Raw genomic sequence first — 15,836 nt, 5'->3', positions numbered from 1 at the left:
CACCGGTGGCAGTCTCAAACTCGTCGCGGGTCAATCAACTGGCCTCTTTGTTCTGGCGTTTCACATGAGCGAGCACCGCCGTCAGGGCGCCCGGGGTGACGCCTTCCAACCGCGCTGCCTGGCCAAGCGTATCCGGGCGAGAGGCGTTGAGCCGCTCACGCGCTTCATTGGACAATCCGCCAACGTCCGCATAGTCCAGATCGGCCGGAATGCGAACTGCCTCGTCGCGGCGGAAGGCGAGGATGTCGGCCTGTTGCCGGTCGAGATAACCGGCATAGACCGCATCGATCTCCATTTGCTCGGCAACGGAACCATCGAACCGGGCCAGATCCGGCCAGATGCGGGTCACATCAGCCCAATTGATATCAGGATAGGCAAGCAGGTCCGCGGCATTGCGGCGGCGGCCGTCGGAATTGACTGACAGACCGAAGCGCTGGGCCTCGTTCGGCGTAATGTCCAGCGAGGCAATCTGCTCTCTGGCCTGGTCGAGCTGGTCTTGTTTCACGTGAAACATTTCCCGGCGCTCAGCGGACGCAGCGCCGAGCTCAATCGCCTTGGGAGTCAGCCGCTGATCGGCATTGTCGGCGCGCAGGATAAGCCGGTATTCGGCGCGGGAGGTAAACATGCGATAGGGTTCGCTGACTCCACGCGTGATCAAATCGTCGATCATCACACCGATATAGGCCTCGGACCGGCTGAGAATAAAGGGCGCACTGCCAGCTGCTGACAGGGCGGCATTGAAGCCGGCCACCAGGCCCTGGGCCGCCGCCTCTTCATAGCCTGTGGTGCCATTGATCTGCCCCGCCAGCCACAAGCCCGGAACGACGCGAACCTGCAGACTCGCATCCAGCTCGCGTGGATCGACATAATCATACTCGATCGCATAGCCGAAGCGTTTGACTTCGACCTGCTCCAGTCCGGGAATGGTGCGCAGGAAGGCGTCCTGGACCGCATCAGGCATCGAGGTCGATATCCCGTTGGGATAGACCGTGTCATCATCGAGACCTTCTGGCTCGAGGAAAATCTGGTGCTCGGACCGGTCGGCGAAACGCACGACCTTGTCCTCGATGGAGGGACAATAGCGCGGGCCGCGCCCGGCGATGGAGCCGCTATAGACAGCCGATTGCTGGAGATTGTCAGCAATGATCCGATGGGTGGCCTCGGTCGTGTGGGTGATCGCGCAACTGATCTGCGGTACCGTGATCCGGTCGGTCAGAAAGGAGAAGGGCACCGGAACGTCATCCGCCGCCTGCTGATCGAGACTGTCCCACGCGATCGAGGATTTGCGCAGACGCGCCGGCGTACCGGTTTTCAGACGGCCCATCCGCAGGCCAAGTCCGTACAGGGTCTCAGCCAGGCCGATGGATGGCTTCTCATCAACACGCCCGGCCGGGATCCGCTCCTGGCCGCGATGGATCATGCCCCTCAGGAAGGTCCCCGTCGTCAGAACGACACTCCCGGCACGATAGCTCCGACCGCCCGCATCAACGACGCCGACACAGCGCCCCCCTTCCAGGATCAGATCCTCGACCGGCGCAGCCAGAATTTCCAGGTTCGGCGTATCAGCGAGGACAGCCTGCATCGCTTCACGATAGAGCTTGCGATCTGACTGGGTGCGGGGACCACGTACTGCAGGGCCCTTCGAGCGATTGAGGAGACGGAACTGAATGCCGGACGCATCCGCGACGCGGCCCATGACGCCATCGAGCGCATCAACCTCGCGGACCAGATGACCCTTGCCCAGACCACCGATAGCCGGATTGCAGGACATCTCGCCAATCGTCTCGAGCTTGTGGGTCAGCAACAGGATGCGGGCGCCAAGACGCGCCGAGGCCGAGGCCGCTTCGCAGCCAGCATGGCCGCCGCCGATAATGATGACATCCCAGGAATTCATGATCACTCATCCGTCCGCGGACCCATGTCCGTCGAAGCCGGCTACATAAGGCTCAAGGCGCCGTGAGTCGAGCCGCAGCCTCCAGTGTTTCACGTGAAACATCGTGCGGTGGCTATTTTCCGATACAGAACTGGCTGAACACCCGGTCGAGAATATCCTCGACATCAACGCGGCCCGTCAGGGATTCCAGCGCCCGCACAGCGAGCCGGGCATCTTCCCCAGCCAGCTCAGGCGCATCGGCGAGCCGTTCACGACACCGAATGAGCGCGGCCTGCGCCGCCTCAACCGCCCGCCTGTGCCGGGCGCGGCTCAGGGCCGGCATTTCGCGCGCACTCAACCGCTCGCGCACGATCGCCTCAATCCGCGCTTCCAGGGCATCAATACCGGCCCCCGTTGTGGCACTGACCCGAAAGCCACCGCTATCCTTGCCGCCCGGAGCCAGATCCAGCTTGTTCAGGACCAGAAGATCGCTGTCCTGCAATCGCCCCTCAAGATCGAGCAATTCCGCCTGCGAGCGCGCATCGGCCACGCCAATGCGCAGATCCGCATGTTCGGCCCGATCCAGCGCCCGCCGAACGCCCTCGGCCTCAATGGCATCGACCGCCTCGCGCAGACCGGCCGTATCGCTGATAACCACCGGGAAACCGGCCATTGTCAGCCGGACCTCGACAATATCACGCGTGGTGCCCGGAATATCCGTCACGATTGCCGCCTCGCGACCGGCCAGACGGTTGAGCAAGCTCGACTTGCCGGCATTTGGCGCACCGATCAGTGCAATCGAAAACCCGTTGCGGACCCGTTCGCCACGCCGCCCGTCAGCGAGGTGCGCTGCCATCGAGTCCAGCAGACCGCTCAGCGGCTGATAGGCCCGGTGCGACAGGGCATCGGGAACGTCCGCCTCGTCAGGAAAATCAATCTCGCCCTCAATCGAGGCCAGAACCGAGATCAGCGCCTCGCGCCAACCTTCATAGAGTTGTTTCAGCGAGCCCGACATCTGCGCCAGCGCCTGCGTGCGTTGACCTTCTGTTTCCGCTTCAATCAGATCCGCAAGCCCTTCAGCCTCCGTCAGGTCGAGCTTGTCGTTCTCGAAGGCGCGACGCGTAAACTCGCCGGCCTGGGCCAGAACACCGCCGGCAGCCTCAATCGACGCAATCGCGCCATCAATCACCGCGGCCCCGCCATGCAAGTGAAGCTCGACACAGTCCTCGCCGGTAAAACTGGCCGGGGCCGGAAACCAGAGCACAAGGGCCTGGTCGAACACCGCACCCTGTGCCGTGTGCAGCTTGCGCAGACTGGCCTGGCGCGGTGCCGGCAGGCCGCCGGTCAGCATCGAGCCAAGAATACGCCCGGCGTCGGGACCGGACAGGCGCACCACCGCAATCCCGGAGCGTCCGGGCGGGGTAGAGAGTGCATAAATAGTTGTTGCCACGTGCTTATTTCTTGTCGCCCGCTGTCGGGGTCACCGCCGCCTGGCGCATCAGATTCATGAAGCTATCGGTCATCTGACCACCATAGGCGCTCCACTGCCGCATCAGGGCATCAGGCTCGAGCGAGTTCATATTCTCTTCCATACGCCGGATCATCTCGTTCGAAAGGCGCTCATTGAGTGCCGTAACGTCCGGGAGACCCAGAAAGGCCCGCGCCTCGGCAGGCGTGCAATCGACTTCAACATTGACCTTCATTTCGATCTCCCAAAGTGTTCAACTCACCTTATCGCACAGAATGGAGGCGCGCCATGAGCGGGCAGGACATAGAGATCGAATCCGAAGATGGCAATTTCTCGGCCTATCTTTCAGTCCCAGCCTCGGGGTCCGGACCCGGTGTGCTGGTGCTACAGGAGATTTTCGGCGTGAATGCGGGCATGCGATCCATCGCAGACTGGCTCGCCGGGGCCGGCTTCACCGCCCTGTGTCCGGATCTGTTCTGGCGCATCGAGCCGGGCATCCAGCTCTCCAGCGAGAGCGAGTCCGGTCTTCAACGCGCTTTCGAACTGTTCGGCCTGTTCAACCATGACACCGGAATCCGGGATATCGCCACCAGCCTGGCCACGCTGCGCGCACTCGATACCTGCACCGGCAAGACCGGAGCCATCGGCTATTGCCTCGGCGGCCTGCTCGCCTACCGAACCGCGTGCCATACCGACAGCGATGCCACGGTTGGCTATTACGGCGTCAACATCCAGGAACGGCTCGAGGAAGCCGCCGGCATTTCCCACCCGCTGATGCTTCATATCGCCGGCACTGACGAATTCGTACCGCCCGAGGCCCAGGCCAGGATTCACGCCGGGCTGGGCTCAAACCCGCTGGTCACCCTGCACGACTACCCCGGCCAGCCACACGCCTTTGCGCGCCCCAATGGCGACCATAGCGATGCAGCCAGCGCCGGGCTGGCCAATCAGCGCACGCTGGATTTCCTGCACCGCTATCTCGATTGAGCCGCGGCTCATTTCCGGCCTGACGCTCAATCAGCCGAGCTGGCAATCTCCCAGCCCGGCCGGGCCGTCATGCGGCTGAAATAGGATTTCAGATTGTCCGGCGCCTCGCCGAACTGACGGATTAGCTTGAGCAGGTAAAACATGTAGGTCATCGAGATGTCGGCAGCCGTAAAACGGTCCCCGGCAAGGAATTCCCGGTCGGCGATGCCATGTTCCGAGGCGAAATCCAGCAATTTACCGGTCTCATACTTCGCCCACTGGGCCAGGTTTGCGTCCCGTTTGTCCTCGGGAAGCAATTGCGTGTGCGCCAAAAGCAGGGAAACTGGCATGATCATGCCGCTTTCGCCGAAATGCAGCCAGTGCAGGAAGCGCCCGTAATCCGCCTCATCAGGCGTCACCTCAAGCGGGCTCGGGCCGTACCGGCCGAGCAGATACTGCATGATCGCGATCGAATCGAGCACGACCTCATCACCATCCTTCAGGGCCGGAACCTTCCGCAATGGATGGATCAGGGCATAGCTCTCATCACCGGCTGGCCGCGTCGCGAACTGCACTGTGTTGAGCGCGTAGGGCAGGCCCATTTCCTCGAGCAGCCAGCGCACCCGAATCGAGCGGGTATGGGGGGCGTGGTAGAGCGTCAGATCAGGCGTGCGCGACATGAGATGGTCCTCCGGAAAACATGTCCAATCCAAACGCGAATTGCCTCACAGGCAAAGCCATCTCTTGCGCATCACTGACATGCACCGCCCTGGCCGCTGTTGAACAAACACAAAAAAGCCCGCCAGAACAATGTCCTGATGGGCTCTTTGTCATTTGATGGCAGGATCAGGTATTCATGGAATCGAAGAACTCGTCATTGGTTTTGGTCTGACGGAGTTTCTCGAGCAGGAATTCGATCGCATCCTGGGCACCCATCGGATTGAGGATGCGGCGCAGGACATACATTTTCTGCAATTGCGATTTGTCGACCAGAAGTTCCTCTTTCCGTGTGCCGGATTTGAGGATGTCGATCGCCGGGAAGACACGCTTGTCGGCGACCTTGCGGTCGAGCACGATTTCCGAATTGCCCGTACCCTTGAACTCTTCGAAGATGACCTCGTCCATGCGGCTGCCGGTATCGATCAGTGCCGTTGCGATGATGGTCAGCGAGCCGCCATGCTCGATATTCCGTGCCGCACCGAAGAAACGTTTCGGCCGTTGCAGCGCATTGGCGTCCACACCGCCCGTCAGCACCTTGCCAGAGCTCGGCACGACGGTGTTGTAGGCCCGGCCAAGGCGAGTGATGGAATCGAGCAGGATGACGACGTCACGGCCGTGTTCGACCAGGCGTTTGGCCTTTTCGATCACCATTTCGGCGACCTGGACGTGGCGCGTGGCCGGTTCATCGAAGGTTGAGGAGATCACCTCGCCCTTCACGGTACGCTGCATGTCGGTGACTTCTTCCGGCCGCTCATCGATGAGCAGAACCATCAGATAACAATCGGGGTGATTGGTCTCGATCGCGTGGGCAATATTCTGAAGCAGAACGGTTTTACCGGTCCGCGGCGGCGCAACGATCAGACCGCGCTGGCCCTTGCCGAGTGGCGCCACGATATCGATCACCCGGCCGGAACGATCCTTGACCGTCGGGTCGGCCAGCTCGATCACGAAGCGGGATTCGGGATAGAGCGGGGTGAGGTTGTCGAAATGCACCTTGTGGCGGGCGCTTTCGGGATCCTGGAAATTGATCGTGCTGATCTTCAGCAGCGCGAAATAGCGTTCGCCATCGCGGGGACTGCGGATTTCGCCCTCGACCGTATCGCCCGTACGCAGACCGAATTTGCGGATCTGGGTCGGTGAAACATAGATATCATCCGGGCCGGCCAGATAGTTCGCTTCCGGCGACCGCAGAAAACCAAATCCGTCTTGGAGAACTTCAAGCACACCGCCGCCGTGAATTTCGACACCGCGTTCAGCGAAGGCCTTCAGGATGGCAAACATCATCGCCTGCTTGCGCAGCGAGGATGCGTTCTCGATTTCAAGCGCTTCCGCGAATTCGAGCAATTCGGTCGGCTTTTTGAGCTTCAGGTCCTGCAGCGTCATGCGCTGCAGACCTTCGAGCAATGCCGGCGTGTTTGTTTGGTCGGTCATGATCAATCTGTTTTTTCAGGCAGGGGAATCCGATTCCCGGACGGGAACAGGCTGGAACAAGCAAACCGGGTGCCAAGGTATAAACATGGTCCCGAAGAGTGAGGATTGGGCAAGCGCCGTTTGGAAAGGCTGGCTTGACCGAAAAGGAGAGGATCCACGTGTGGAGTCGTGCAAGGCTTGCCACGCAGAACTGCGACCGTCAAGCGTCCGGTCGCTCCGGCGCCTAGCGCAGGGCCACCACAGCGATGACAACGATCAGGATCGCGGCCAGGAATGGCATCTCGTTGAGGATACGATAGCTGCGGTCCGGCCAGTCATTGCTGCCGTCCTGAAAACGCTTGTAGCGCAGGGCCAGGACGTGATGCAGCCCGGTCATGATCGAGACCAGAAGGAATTTCGAGAACCAGGCGAAGCTCACAAACACAGCCCAGCTCCCGGCGCGTTCGGCATTGGCCCAGACCAGGAGCAATCCGAACACCCAGACGGCAATCATCGCCGGGTTCATGATGATCTTCAACAGGCGGGTTTCCTGGAGTTTCAGGGTCGTATCCAGCTCGCCGCCGGGAATGGCGCCGCAGTGATAGACAAACAGGCGCGGCAGATAGAGCAGGCCCGCCATCCAGGCGATGACTGCCAGGATATGCAGGGCACGAAGCCAGTCATAAGCGGCGAGAATCATGACGGTTCAAACCTCGTTCAAGACGTTCGGACAGGCTGGACATGAGGCCGGGCAAAGCCGGACCCCGCCAGCAGGCGCCAGCCCCTTCGGCGATGCAAGCGCCTGTTCGATCATTGCGGCCAGCGCCTCGATGAAGCCTGGGGTCGTTCCCAGCGCGGGCACACGCGTATAGCCGGCGACCCCGCTGGCCTCTCCCAATTCGGCATATTCCTCATCGAGCTCGACCAGTGTCTCGATATGCTCGGACACGAAGGCGATCGGCGTCAGCAGGACATGCCTCGCATCGGCGCCAGCCTGGCGCACGGCATCATCGGTCGAGGGCCCGATCCATTTCATCGGCCCCACCCGGCTCTGGTAACAGACCTGCCAGTCGGGAAATTCAGGCAGCAAGGCGGCAACCGCTGCTGCGGTTTGTTCGATCTGCCACTGATAGGGATCCCCGGCCTCGATCACCTTCTCCGGCAAGCCATGGGCGGAGAACAACAGGCGGGTGTCTTGGGGTGAGCCGGCATCCTCCCAGCTCTTGCGGATGGCGTCGGCGTGGGATTTCACAAACCCGGCTTCCACCGGATAGCAACAGACCGTATGGGTTTCCGGCCCGCCTGCCTTGCGCCAGGCCCCGAGCGAAGAGCCGGTCGTCGTCGTCGAGAAATGCGGATACAGCGGCAAAAGCACGGTTTCGTCCGGCTGCCAGTCGGCAACCTCCTGCGCCACGTCTTCGGTGAACGGATGCCAGTACCGCATGGCCGGCCAGATCCGGATGTCGCGGCCAGGAAAACGTTCCGCCAGCCGCGGTTCCAGCGCCGCGATCTGTGCATGGGTTTCAGGCAAAAGCGGAGACCCGCCGCCCATCTTCGCATAATTGGCGCGCGCCGATTTAGCCCGCAGGGTCGAGATCAGCCAGGCAAGCGCCTCGCGAACCGGTGTCGGAGCGCCAATAATGGCCGGGTCGCGAAACAGATTGCGCAGAAACGGCTTTACCGCATCCGGGCCATCCGGGCCGCCCAGATTGAACAGGACGATTGCTAGTTTTTCACCCGGTCTGGCCATGGTCTGCTCCGTCACTACGCAGACTGGCGGATACGTGCCAGCAATTGCTCAACATGGGCGATCGGCACGTCAGGAGTGATACCGTGGCCGAGGTTGAAAATATGGGGATGTCCTTCCCAGGCCTTCAGCAAGCGATCGATCTCGGCGTCGAGCATGGATCCGCCAGCACGCAAGACCGACGGATCGAGATGGCCTTGAACCGGGAGGCTTTCCGGCAGCACGGAACGCGCCCATTCCGGTTGCACGGCGGTATCCAGCGCCAGCGCCGTCACCCCGGTTTCCCGGGCATAGCGGGGATACAAGGTGCCCGCACCGCGTGGAAATCCAATGATAGGCACGGTGATCCCGGCAGCCCTGACCTGATCGACAATCCGTTTCGTGGGCCGGATGATGACGCGCTCGAACAGCGGTTCGGGCAGGCCTTCGGCCCAACTGTCGAACAGCTTTAGAACCTCTGCGCCGGCATTGGCCTGCATGACGAGATATTCCGCGGTTGCATCGGCGATCCGGTCAAGCATGCCGTCAAAGGCTGCCGGATTGCTCCAGGCAGCGACACGAGTCGCATAGCGATCCTTGGATCCGCCACCTTCAACCATATAGCTCGCCACCGTCCATGGTGAGCCGGCAAAGCCGATCAGCGTCGTGTTTTCAGGCAATTGCGGTTTGACGAGACGCAGTGTCTCACCGATCGGAGCCAGAACTTCAGCGACCCGTCCCTGGTCGAGACCTTCAAACCCTGCCGGATCGAAGGGTTCAAGTTTCGGACCTTCGCCTGTCACAAACCAGACCTTGCGGCCCAGGGCGATCGGGATGAGCAGAATATCGGCGAACATGATCGCCGCATCGAAGCCGAAACGCCGGATCGGCTGAAGTGTAACCTCGGCAGCCAGTTCGGGCGTAAAGCAGAAATCGATGAAATTGGCAGCTTTCGCCCGGACCTCACGATATTCGGGCAGATAGCGTCCCGCTTGCCGCATCAGCCAGACCGGAGGTGTGGGTCGGGTCTCGCCAGCGAGAACGGCGAGAAGCGGTTTTTTGGAAGTGCGTGTCATTCCGCCTGATTAGTCTGCTCTGACGGATCATTCAATGCGGCCCTTTCACCCATATAGATATATGTTTTTTTAGAGTCGTAATTGTAGGGCCGTGAAAATCGGGGAGCTGGATGTTTCTCCAGTCATACCTGAAAACTCTATCCACGATTTGCCGGATCATTCCGTTGGACGCGCATAAGTGTTACAAATCGGTCTGAACGATAAAAAACAACAATTTAGACCGAATACATCTGTTGAATTCTGAGGGGATTATTGTTGAAATACGGCTCGAAATCACCCGTCTCAAACCGGTTTTGCACACCGTGACGGATGTGGATAGACGTGTGGGTAGTACCGGGTCATACCCGGTGAAACCCACAATCGGGGAAGCCCGGATCCAGGGCTGGGGACAATTGCCCCAGTTATTAACAAATCGTAAACGCTCTTGAGGCCGCTATCATCATGTCCACCACATCGAGGCCACGGCTGAACACATCATTCCATATCCACATGGTCTCCGATTCGACCGGTGAAACCCTGATGGAAGTGATGCGCGCCTCGGTCGCGCAGTTCGAACACACCAATCCGCTTGAGCATCTCTATGCGCTGGTGCGTTCCTCCCGGCAGCTTGATCGCGTGCTTGAAGAGATCGAAGGCTATCCCGGTGTGGTGATGTACACCATCGTCAATCCGGACTTGCGGCGCGAGCTGGAATCACGTTGCGCGGATCTCGGCGTGCCGGCGATCGCGATCCTGGATCCCATGCTGGCAACACTGAGCACCTATCTCGGCCGGGCCATGGCTAGTCGTGCCGGGGCGCAGCGGGCGCTTGATGCCGACTATTATCACCGTATGGACGCACTCAATTTCGCCATGGCGCATGATGATGGCCAGGGCGATAATTTCGAGAATGCGGACATCATCCTGCTTGGTGTCAGCCGGACATCAAAAACCCCGACCAGCATCTATCTGGCGCATCGCGGCTATCGCGCTGCCAATATTCCCCTGGTTCGCGGCGTGCCGGCCCCGGAATTTCTGTTTAAGTTGCGCAATCCCCTGATTGTCGGTCTCACGGCATCGCCGGAACGGATTGTCCAGATCCGCCGCAACCGCCTGCTGACCCTCAATGAGGACCGCTCGACCGATTATATCGATGATTTTGCGGTGCGTGACGAGATCGTCGAGGCCAAGCGCCTCTATGCCAAGCATGGCTGGCCCAATATCGATGTCACGCGGCGTTCGGTGGAAGAAACCGCCGCCAAGATCATCAACATGCTCAATGAGAAGCGAGGCCGCCAATGAGCCGCTTGATCCTGGCCTCGGGCAGTCAGATCCGCCGCCAGATCCTGCAGGACGCCGGGATCGGCTTCGCGACGATCAAGTCGGATGTCGACGAAGATCAGCTGAAAGCCGAACATTCCGGCCTGTCTCCGGCCGAAATTGCGCTATTGCTGGCCAATGCCAAGGCCGGCCAGGTCTCGGCGCAACACCCGGACGCCTTTGTACTCGGCGCTGACCAGACCATGGAGCTTGATGGTCAGTTGCTCGACAAGCTGCCGCGCCGTGATCTCGCCCGGGAACGCCTGCAGGCAATGCGGGGCCAGCCCCATCAGCTGCATGCCGGCCTCGCCCTGGTGCGGGGCGGCCAGCCGGTCTGGCAACACCAGCAGACCTCGACCCTGTGGGTCCGGGCCTTCAGCGATGATTTTCTCGATCATTACCTGGCCAAGGCCGGCGATGAATTGACCGCCAGCGTCGGTGCCTATGCGTTCGAGGGCCTGGGGGCACAATTGTTCGAGCGTGTTGATGGCGAGTTTCATGCCGTCCTGGGCTTGCCACTTGTTCCGTTGCTGGGCGCATTGCGCCAACAGGGAGTCCTGCTGTCATGAAACCGACCGGGGCTGCCCGGATCGCCGGCGTTGTCGGTGACCCGATCGCACATTCACTGTCGCCGAGCTTGATGTCGGCCTGGATCGAGGCGGCCGGAATCAACGCGGTCTATACGCCCTACCGGGTTGAGAGCGAACAGGCCGAGGCCTTCTTTCGCGTGCTTGCCCGAACCAATTGCGCCGGGCTCAATGTCACCCTGCCCCACAAGCAGACGGCCCTCGCAGCCAGTGACGATGCCAGCAAGGCCGCGCGCGCTATCGGTGCTGCCAACCTGCTGACATTCCGGGATGGCCGCATTCATGCCGACAATACGGATGCGGCGGGTTTTCTCAATGCTCTCAGGGCTGGCGGTGTCGACCCATCGCGGGGCCCCGCCCTGATCCTTGGCGCTGGCGGAGCGGCCCGCGCCATTCTCTATGCGCTCGTTGAAGCCGGTGCGCCCGAGATCCGGCTCAGCAATCGCAGCCGGGCCAATGCCACGGCCATGGCTGCTGATCTGGCGCCCGGCGTCCGGATCCATGACTGGGAGCGGCGCGATGAAGCGCTTGCCGGAGTTGCCCTCATCGTCAACGCGACTTCGCTGGGCCTGTCCGGAAGCGGGGATCTGGTTTTCGACTGGAGTCGGGCGCCCGCCGATGCCGTGGTTGCGGACAGTGTCTACAAACCGCTCGAGACCGGTTTCCTCAGGGATGCCGCGGCCCGGGGTCTGAAAACCATTCATGGCCTTGGCATGCTGATCGGCCAGGCCCGGCCAAGTTTTGAAGCTTTCTATGGCGTGTCACCACCGGAAAGCGTCGCGGCCGAAGACTATCTGGTCTCGCTGCTGGAGGCGTCACGATGATCATTATTGGCCTGACGGGCTCGATCGGCATGGGCAAATCGGCGACCGCCGAGCTGATCGGCGAAGCCGGCATCCCGGTTTTCGATTCCGACGCCAGCGTCCACGCCCTGTACGCGAAAGGCGGCAAGGCCGTGGCTCCGATTGCGGAAGCCTTTCCCGGCGTTGTGGTCGATGGCATGGTCGACCGGACGCTCCTTTCGGCCGCCCTGCACGAAGACCCGTCGGGTTTTGCCCGGCTCGAGGCGATTGTTCACCCGCTGGTGCTGGAGCAGCGTGAGGCCTTCCTGCACGAAGCCCATCGCAACGGGGCCGATCTGGTTGTCTTCGACATTCCGCTCCTGTTCGAGACCGGCGGCCACGAGCATGTTGACCATGTGCTGGTTGTCCACGCCCCGGAAGCCGAGCGCCGCGAACGGGTTCTGCGGCGGCCGGGCATGACGGAAGCGAAACTCGACGCCATAATCGCGCGGCAACTCGATGATTCGAGCAAGCTGGCGCGTGCGGATTACCGCGTCGAGACCTCGGGCGGACTTGAGGACGCCCGGCGTCAGATCGATGTCATCCTGAAAGCCATCCGCGGACAGATCGAGGAAACGGACCAATGATCCGCGAAATTGTTTTTGATACCGAGACCACCGGTCTCTACGCCAACGCAGGCGATCGCGTGACCGAGCTGGGTTGCGTCGAGGTGATCGATTTCATCCCGACCGGCAAGACCTGGCACACCTATGTCAATCCGCAGCGCTCAACGCCCAAGGAAGTGGTCGAGATCACCGGCCTGACCGACGCTTTTCTGGCCGACAAACCGCTGTTTGCCGATGTTGCCGGTGAATTCATGGAGTTTGTCGGCGATGCGGGCCTTGTGGCCCACAATGCGCCTTTCGACCGCGGCTTCATCAATATGGAGCTGGAGCGGCTTGGCCATGCCAGCTATCCGGAGGACCGTTTCAAGGATACGGCCCGCATTGCCCGCGCCAAATTCCCGGGCTCCTATGTTTCCCTCGACGCCTTGTGCAAGCGTTTCGACATCTCGCTGGAAAGCCGCGACAAGCACGGCGCCCTGATCGATGCCTTGCTGCTGGCTGAGGTCTATCTGGAACTGTCCGGTGGCCGTACGCGGGCGCTGGATCTCAGCGGCCAGGGCGAAACGGGCCCGGGCGAAGTCGTGTTTCCGGCGCGTCAGCCGCGTCCGCAGGCGCTGCGCCAGCTCCTGACAGAAACAGAGCGCGCCGCCCATGCTGCCTTCATTGAGGAGCTGGGCGAAAACGCGCTCTGGAACAAGTTGAAGATCGGCCGTAGCTGATCAATCGGGTCTAGTTGCTGGCTTCTGGGGAGCCATTGCCATTGGTGTCGGCGCCAGGCGCTGCAGCGGCCCGTTTCATGATTTGCTGGCGATAGAGGCTGGCAAAATCCACAGGGTCCAGCATCAGCGGCGGGAAGCCGCCATCGCGGGTGGCATCGGCCAGGATGCGGCGGGCGAACGGGAAGAGCAGGCGCGGGCACTCGATCAGCAGGAAGGGCTCGCGATCAGCATCGGCGATATTGGCCAGCTGGAACAGGCCGCCATAAGCCAGCTCGGTGATGAAAACGACATCATTGTTCTCGCGCGCTGCCTTGGCATTGATATTGAGGACGACCTCAAAGGTGCCTTCGCCAAGCGAACGGGCCTGCACATCAATCGCGAGATCGATCGCCGGGGCCTGGGCATTGCGCAGGGTCTCGGGCGCGCCGGGGTTTTCGAACGACAAATCCTTCACATACTGAGCAAGGATGCGCAGCTGTGGCGGCTGTGGCGGTGTGTTTTCGGCAGGCGTAGCTGGAGCGTCGGTCATGAAAATCCCCAAAGGACGGGCGTCGGTGATACGATAGCGGCCAATATGGCCACACGAAACGAGGCGCGCCGGTTAACATGCGGGCCGGACCGGAGCAAGCATGCTGGGTTTCAGCGAGAAGGCTGACGGCTGGACAAATAGCGTCTATATCTGGTCAACACTCCCTACCGACCCCGTCGAGCGGCGAAAATCACATGATTGAACTTCTACCCACCGTCATTTTCGCAGGCATCGCGATTTTCATCGCGATCCGCCTCTATTCGACCCTCGGACGTCGCGACGGCCATATGGAAGCGCCACCGGCCAGCGACCCGAATGGACGTCCATCCCTGTCCGGAGTGCCGCAGCCGCATCTGCGTCCCGCTTTCGAGGGCCGCGCCGCGGCCGGGCTCGAGGCGATTGCCGCCGTTGACCCGCGCTTCAACCCCGAGACATTCCTCACGGGTGCCCGGACCGCCTACCAGATGGTCGTCGAGGCCTTTGCCAAGGGTGATCTGGGAGCATTGCGGCCCCTGCTCGCCGACAAGGTCTATCAGCGTTATGCCGACGCGATCCAGGCCCGGACCGAGCGCAAGGAAAGCGTTCGTACCGAGATCGAGCGGATCAAGTCGGCAGAGATCGTCGAGGCCTCGCATGACGGTGCGACAGCCCGGATCAAGGTCGCCTTCGAGGCTGAAATCGCAACGGAAACCCTGGGCGATGCCGGCGAGCGTATTTCCGGGGATATCGGTACGCTGAATACGGTCCATGAAAACTGGGTGTTCGAACGGCGCACCGATACCAATAATCCGAACTGGGTGCTGACCGGTGTGGCGGCGGTATAGCCCGGCCGCACTGCTTGCCCTGCTGCTGGTCGCAGCATGCCAGCCCGCCCCGTCTCCGGCCCCCGAGCCGCCGGAAGAACCGCCTGTAGAACAAGCGCTTCCCACCGGATTGCAATTACTTCCCGCTGACTGGGACGCAATGGCCGGCTGGACCGGCGCCGATCTGCGTCCGGCGCTGGGCGCTTTCCTGCGGTCCTGCGCCCGGCTCGACAATCGCGCCGACAGCGAAGCGCTGAGCCCGCGTGCGCCCTGGGCCGGTCTTGTCGGTGACTGGCGCGCGGCCTGTACCGCGGCAGCGATGACGGGCGATTCCTCCGAGGCAGCGCAGGCGACCTTTGAAGCCTTCTTCGCCCCGGTGCGGGTGATTGCGCTGGATGAGGATGGCGAGGTGGCGGGCGAGACCGGCCTGCTGACCGGCTATTACGAACCCTATGTCGAGGTGCGCGACATGGCCGGCGGAGAATTCAGCCAGCCCTTGCGGCGGCGGCCCGGCGATATGGTCTCGGTGGATCTGGGTCTGTTTGAATCCGATCTGGCGGGGCGGCGCATTGTTGGCCGGGTGAATGACGGGTCTCTGGTGCGGTATTATAATCGCGCCGAGATCGAGGCGGATAACCGCGGCGAGATTTTCGCCTGGGGCCGCCCGATTGACGTGTTTTTCCTGCAGATCCAGGGCTCCGGCCGCCTGGTCGATCCTGAGGGTAACCAGACCCGCGCCGCCTTCTCGGCCCATAACGGCCTGCCCTATCGCTCGATCGGGCGCGAACTGATCGAACGCGGCGAGCTGGAGGCGCATGCCGCCTCGAAAGCTGGCATTGAAGCCTGGCTGATGACCCATGGGGCGGAGGCGACGGCGGAATTGTTCGCGGTCAATCCGCGCTATGTTTTCTTTGAAACACAGGAGCTTACCGACCCGTCGCTGGGACCGCGCGGTTCCTCCGGCGTGGCGCTGACGCCGATGGCCTCGATCGCGGTCGACCCGGCCTTTCATGCCTGGGGCGTGCCGGTCTGGCTGAGCGCTGATTTGCCCGATTTCCCTGCCTGGACAGGGCTGGTGGTGACCCAGGATGGCGGCGGCGCCATCAATGGCCCGCTGCGGGCGGACTTCTTCTGGGGCTGGGGTGAGGCGGAGGAACGGCGCGCCGGCACCACGCGGGCCCAGGCGCAATGGACTGTTTTGCTTCCGGTTTCCGTCGCCCAGCGCATCATTGATGCAACGCCGCCGGCCTGA

The 15,836-nt window shown here is 61.8% G+C and carries 17 protein-coding genes; 8 read left to right on the top strand and 9 right to left on the bottom strand.

The window, feature by feature from the left end:
• Positions 1 to 34: 34 nt before the first annotated feature.
• From mnmG to ACN0YF_RS12485, 3 genes are all read right to left on the bottom strand, one after another.
• Positions 35 to 1,894, bottom strand: a complete 1,860-nt coding sequence (gene mnmG, locus ACN0YF_RS12495; protein ID WP_417494632.1) for a tRNA uridine-5-carboxymethylaminomethyl(34) synthesis enzyme MnmG — start codon at positions 1,892 to 1,894, stop codon at positions 35 to 37.
• A gap of 112 nt (positions 1,895 to 2,006) precedes the next feature.
• The gene (mnmE, locus tag ACN0YF_RS12490; protein WP_417494631.1) at positions 2,007 to 3,323 is read right to left on the bottom strand and encodes a tRNA uridine-5-carboxymethylaminomethyl(34) synthesis GTPase MnmE; all 1,317 of its coding nucleotides are present in this window, start codon (positions 3,321 to 3,323) and stop codon (positions 2,007 to 2,009) included.
• A gap of 4 nt (positions 3,324 to 3,327) precedes the next feature.
• Complete coding sequence (locus ACN0YF_RS12485) at positions 3,328 to 3,576, bottom strand: DUF6489 family protein (protein ID WP_417481238.1); 249 nt, start codon at positions 3,574 to 3,576, stop codon at positions 3,328 to 3,330.
• Between the two features lie 53 nt (positions 3,577 to 3,629).
• Between ACN0YF_RS12485 and ACN0YF_RS12480 the strand changes: the two genes are divergently transcribed.
• Positions 3,630 to 4,328 (top strand): dienelactone hydrolase family protein, encoded by a 699-nt coding sequence (locus tag ACN0YF_RS12480; RefSeq protein ID WP_417494630.1) that lies wholly within the window; start codon positions 3,630 to 3,632, stop codon positions 4,326 to 4,328.
• 26 nt (positions 4,329 to 4,354) lie between these two features.
• Here ACN0YF_RS12480 and ACN0YF_RS12475 read toward each other — a convergent pair whose 3' ends face one another.
• From ACN0YF_RS12475 to hemE, 5 genes are all read right to left on the bottom strand, one after another.
• A complete protein-coding gene (locus ACN0YF_RS12475; RefSeq protein WP_417481240.1) occupies positions 4,355 to 4,987 on the bottom strand; it encodes a glutathione S-transferase family protein in 633 nt (210 codons plus the stop codon).
• A gap of 166 nt (positions 4,988 to 5,153) precedes the next feature.
• A complete protein-coding gene (rho, locus tag ACN0YF_RS12470; RefSeq protein WP_417494629.1) occupies positions 5,154 to 6,458 on the bottom strand; it encodes a transcription termination factor Rho in 1,305 nt (434 codons plus the stop codon).
• Between the two features lie 223 nt (positions 6,459 to 6,681).
• Positions 6,682 to 7,137 carry a CopD family protein gene (locus tag ACN0YF_RS12465; RefSeq protein WP_417481242.1) on the bottom strand — a complete coding sequence of 152 codons (456 nt, stop codon included), beginning with the start codon at positions 7,135 to 7,137 and terminating at the stop codon, positions 6,682 to 6,684.
• 6 nt (positions 7,138 to 7,143) lie between these two features.
• Positions 7,144 to 8,187, bottom strand: coding sequence for a ferrochelatase (gene hemH / locus ACN0YF_RS12460; RefSeq protein WP_417494628.1), 1,044 nt, complete (start codon positions 8,185 to 8,187; stop codon positions 7,144 to 7,146).
• 14 nt (positions 8,188 to 8,201) lie between these two features.
• The gene (gene hemE, locus ACN0YF_RS12455; RefSeq protein ID WP_417481244.1) at positions 8,202 to 9,239 is read right to left on the bottom strand and encodes a uroporphyrinogen decarboxylase; all 1,038 of its coding nucleotides are present in this window, start codon (positions 9,237 to 9,239) and stop codon (positions 8,202 to 8,204) included.
• 441 nt (positions 9,240 to 9,680) lie between these two features.
• Here hemE and ACN0YF_RS12450 point away from each other — a divergent pair, with 441 nt between their 5' ends.
• Genes ACN0YF_RS12450 through dnaQ form a run of 5 tightly spaced genes read left to right on the top strand, consistent with a single transcriptional unit; the run spans position 9,681 to position 13,252 of the window.
• Positions 9,681 to 10,520, top strand: a complete 840-nt coding sequence (locus ACN0YF_RS12450) for a pyruvate, water dikinase regulatory protein (protein ID WP_417481245.1) — start codon at positions 9,681 to 9,683, stop codon at positions 10,518 to 10,520.
• A complete protein-coding gene (locus ACN0YF_RS12445) occupies positions 10,517 to 11,107 on the top strand; it encodes a Maf family protein (protein WP_417494627.1) in 591 nt (196 codons plus the stop codon). Before ACN0YF_RS12450 ends, ACN0YF_RS12445 begins: the two co-directional genes overlap by 4 nt.
• Positions 11,104 to 11,949 carry a shikimate dehydrogenase family protein gene (locus tag ACN0YF_RS12440; RefSeq protein ID WP_417494626.1) on the top strand — a complete coding sequence of 282 codons (846 nt, stop codon included), beginning with the start codon at positions 11,104 to 11,106 and terminating at the stop codon, positions 11,947 to 11,949. The genes ACN0YF_RS12445 and ACN0YF_RS12440 overlap by 4 nt, the downstream gene beginning before the upstream one ends.
• On the top strand, positions 11,946 to 12,554 hold the full coding sequence (gene coaE / locus ACN0YF_RS12435; protein WP_417494624.1) for a dephospho-CoA kinase: 609 nt from the start codon (positions 11,946 to 11,948) through the stop codon (positions 12,552 to 12,554). The genes ACN0YF_RS12440 and coaE overlap by 4 nt, the downstream gene beginning before the upstream one ends.
• Complete coding sequence (gene dnaQ / locus ACN0YF_RS12430) at positions 12,551 to 13,252, top strand: DNA polymerase III subunit epsilon (RefSeq protein WP_417494623.1); 702 nt, start codon at positions 12,551 to 12,553, stop codon at positions 13,250 to 13,252. Before coaE ends, dnaQ begins: the two co-directional genes overlap by 4 nt.
• Before the next feature lie 10 nt (positions 13,253 to 13,262).
• On the opposite strand, the gene secB is transcribed toward dnaQ, so the two are convergent.
• Entirely contained in the window at positions 13,263 to 13,781 is a 519-nt protein-coding gene (secB, locus tag ACN0YF_RS12425) for a protein-export chaperone SecB (RefSeq protein WP_417481250.1), read from the bottom strand.
• 194 nt (positions 13,782 to 13,975) lie between these two features.
• On the opposite strand from secB, the gene ACN0YF_RS12420 reads away from it, so the two are divergent.
• Positions 13,976 to 14,605 carry a Tim44/TimA family putative adaptor protein gene (locus ACN0YF_RS12420; RefSeq protein WP_417481251.1) on the top strand — a complete coding sequence of 210 codons (630 nt, stop codon included), beginning with the start codon at positions 13,976 to 13,978 and terminating at the stop codon, positions 14,603 to 14,605.
• A gap of 139 nt (positions 14,606 to 14,744) precedes the next feature.
• A complete protein-coding gene (locus tag ACN0YF_RS12415; RefSeq protein WP_417494622.1) occupies positions 14,745 to 15,836 on the top strand; it encodes a murein transglycosylase A in 1,092 nt (363 codons plus the stop codon).

It is taken from the genome of Maricaulis sp., from assembly GCF_048270265.1.
GTDB lineage: Bacteria > Pseudomonadota > Alphaproteobacteria > Caulobacterales > Maricaulaceae > Maricaulis.
This window is presented reverse-complemented; position numbering and strand designations above follow the sequence as displayed.

Bases quoted from the DNA above. Each gene is read 5' to 3' on its own strand.
- mnmG (WP_417494632.1), bottom strand. From the start codon at position 1,894: ATGAATTCCTGGGATGTCATCATTATCGGCGGCGGCCATGCTGGCTGC.
- ACN0YF_RS12485 (WP_417481238.1), bottom strand. From the start codon at position 3,576: ATGAAGGTCAATGTTGAAGTCGATTGCACGCCTGCCGAGGCGCGGGCC.
- ACN0YF_RS12480 (WP_417494630.1), top strand. From the start codon at position 3,630: ATGAGCGGGCAGGACATAGAGATCGAATCCGAAGATGGCAATTTCTCG.
- ACN0YF_RS12475 (WP_417481240.1), bottom strand. From the start codon at position 4,987: ATGTCGCGCACGCCTGATCTGACGCTCTACCACGCCCCCCATACCCGC.
- rho (WP_417494629.1), bottom strand. From the start codon at position 6,458: ATGACCGACCAAACAAACACGCCGGCATTGCTCGAAGGTCTGCAGCGC.
- ACN0YF_RS12465 (WP_417481242.1), bottom strand. From the start codon at position 7,137: ATGATTCTCGCCGCTTATGACTGGCTTCGTGCCCTGCATATCCTGGCA.
- hemH (WP_417494628.1), bottom strand. From the start codon at position 8,187: ATGGCCAGACCGGGTGAAAAACTAGCAATCGTCCTGTTCAATCTGGGC.
- hemE (WP_417481244.1), bottom strand. From the start codon at position 9,239: ATGACACGCACTTCCAAAAAACCGCTTCTCGCCGTTCTCGCTGGCGAG.
- ACN0YF_RS12450 (WP_417481245.1), top strand. From the start codon at position 9,681: ATGTCCACCACATCGAGGCCACGGCTGAACACATCATTCCATATCCAC.
- ACN0YF_RS12445 (WP_417494627.1), top strand. From the start codon at position 10,517: ATGAGCCGCTTGATCCTGGCCTCGGGCAGTCAGATCCGCCGCCAGATC.
- ACN0YF_RS12440 (WP_417494626.1), top strand. From the start codon at position 11,104: ATGAAACCGACCGGGGCTGCCCGGATCGCCGGCGTTGTCGGTGACCCG.
- coaE (WP_417494624.1), top strand. From the start codon at position 11,946: ATGATCATTATTGGCCTGACGGGCTCGATCGGCATGGGCAAATCGGCG.
- dnaQ (WP_417494623.1), top strand. From the start codon at position 12,551: ATGATCCGCGAAATTGTTTTTGATACCGAGACCACCGGTCTCTACGCC.
- secB (WP_417481250.1), bottom strand. From the start codon at position 13,781: ATGACCGACGCTCCAGCTACGCCTGCCGAAAACACACCGCCACAGCCG.
- ACN0YF_RS12420 (WP_417481251.1), top strand. From the start codon at position 13,976: ATGATTGAACTTCTACCCACCGTCATTTTCGCAGGCATCGCGATTTTC.
- ACN0YF_RS12415 (WP_417494622.1), top strand. From the start codon at position 14,745: ATGGCCGGCTGGACCGGCGCCGATCTGCGTCCGGCGCTGGGCGCTTTC.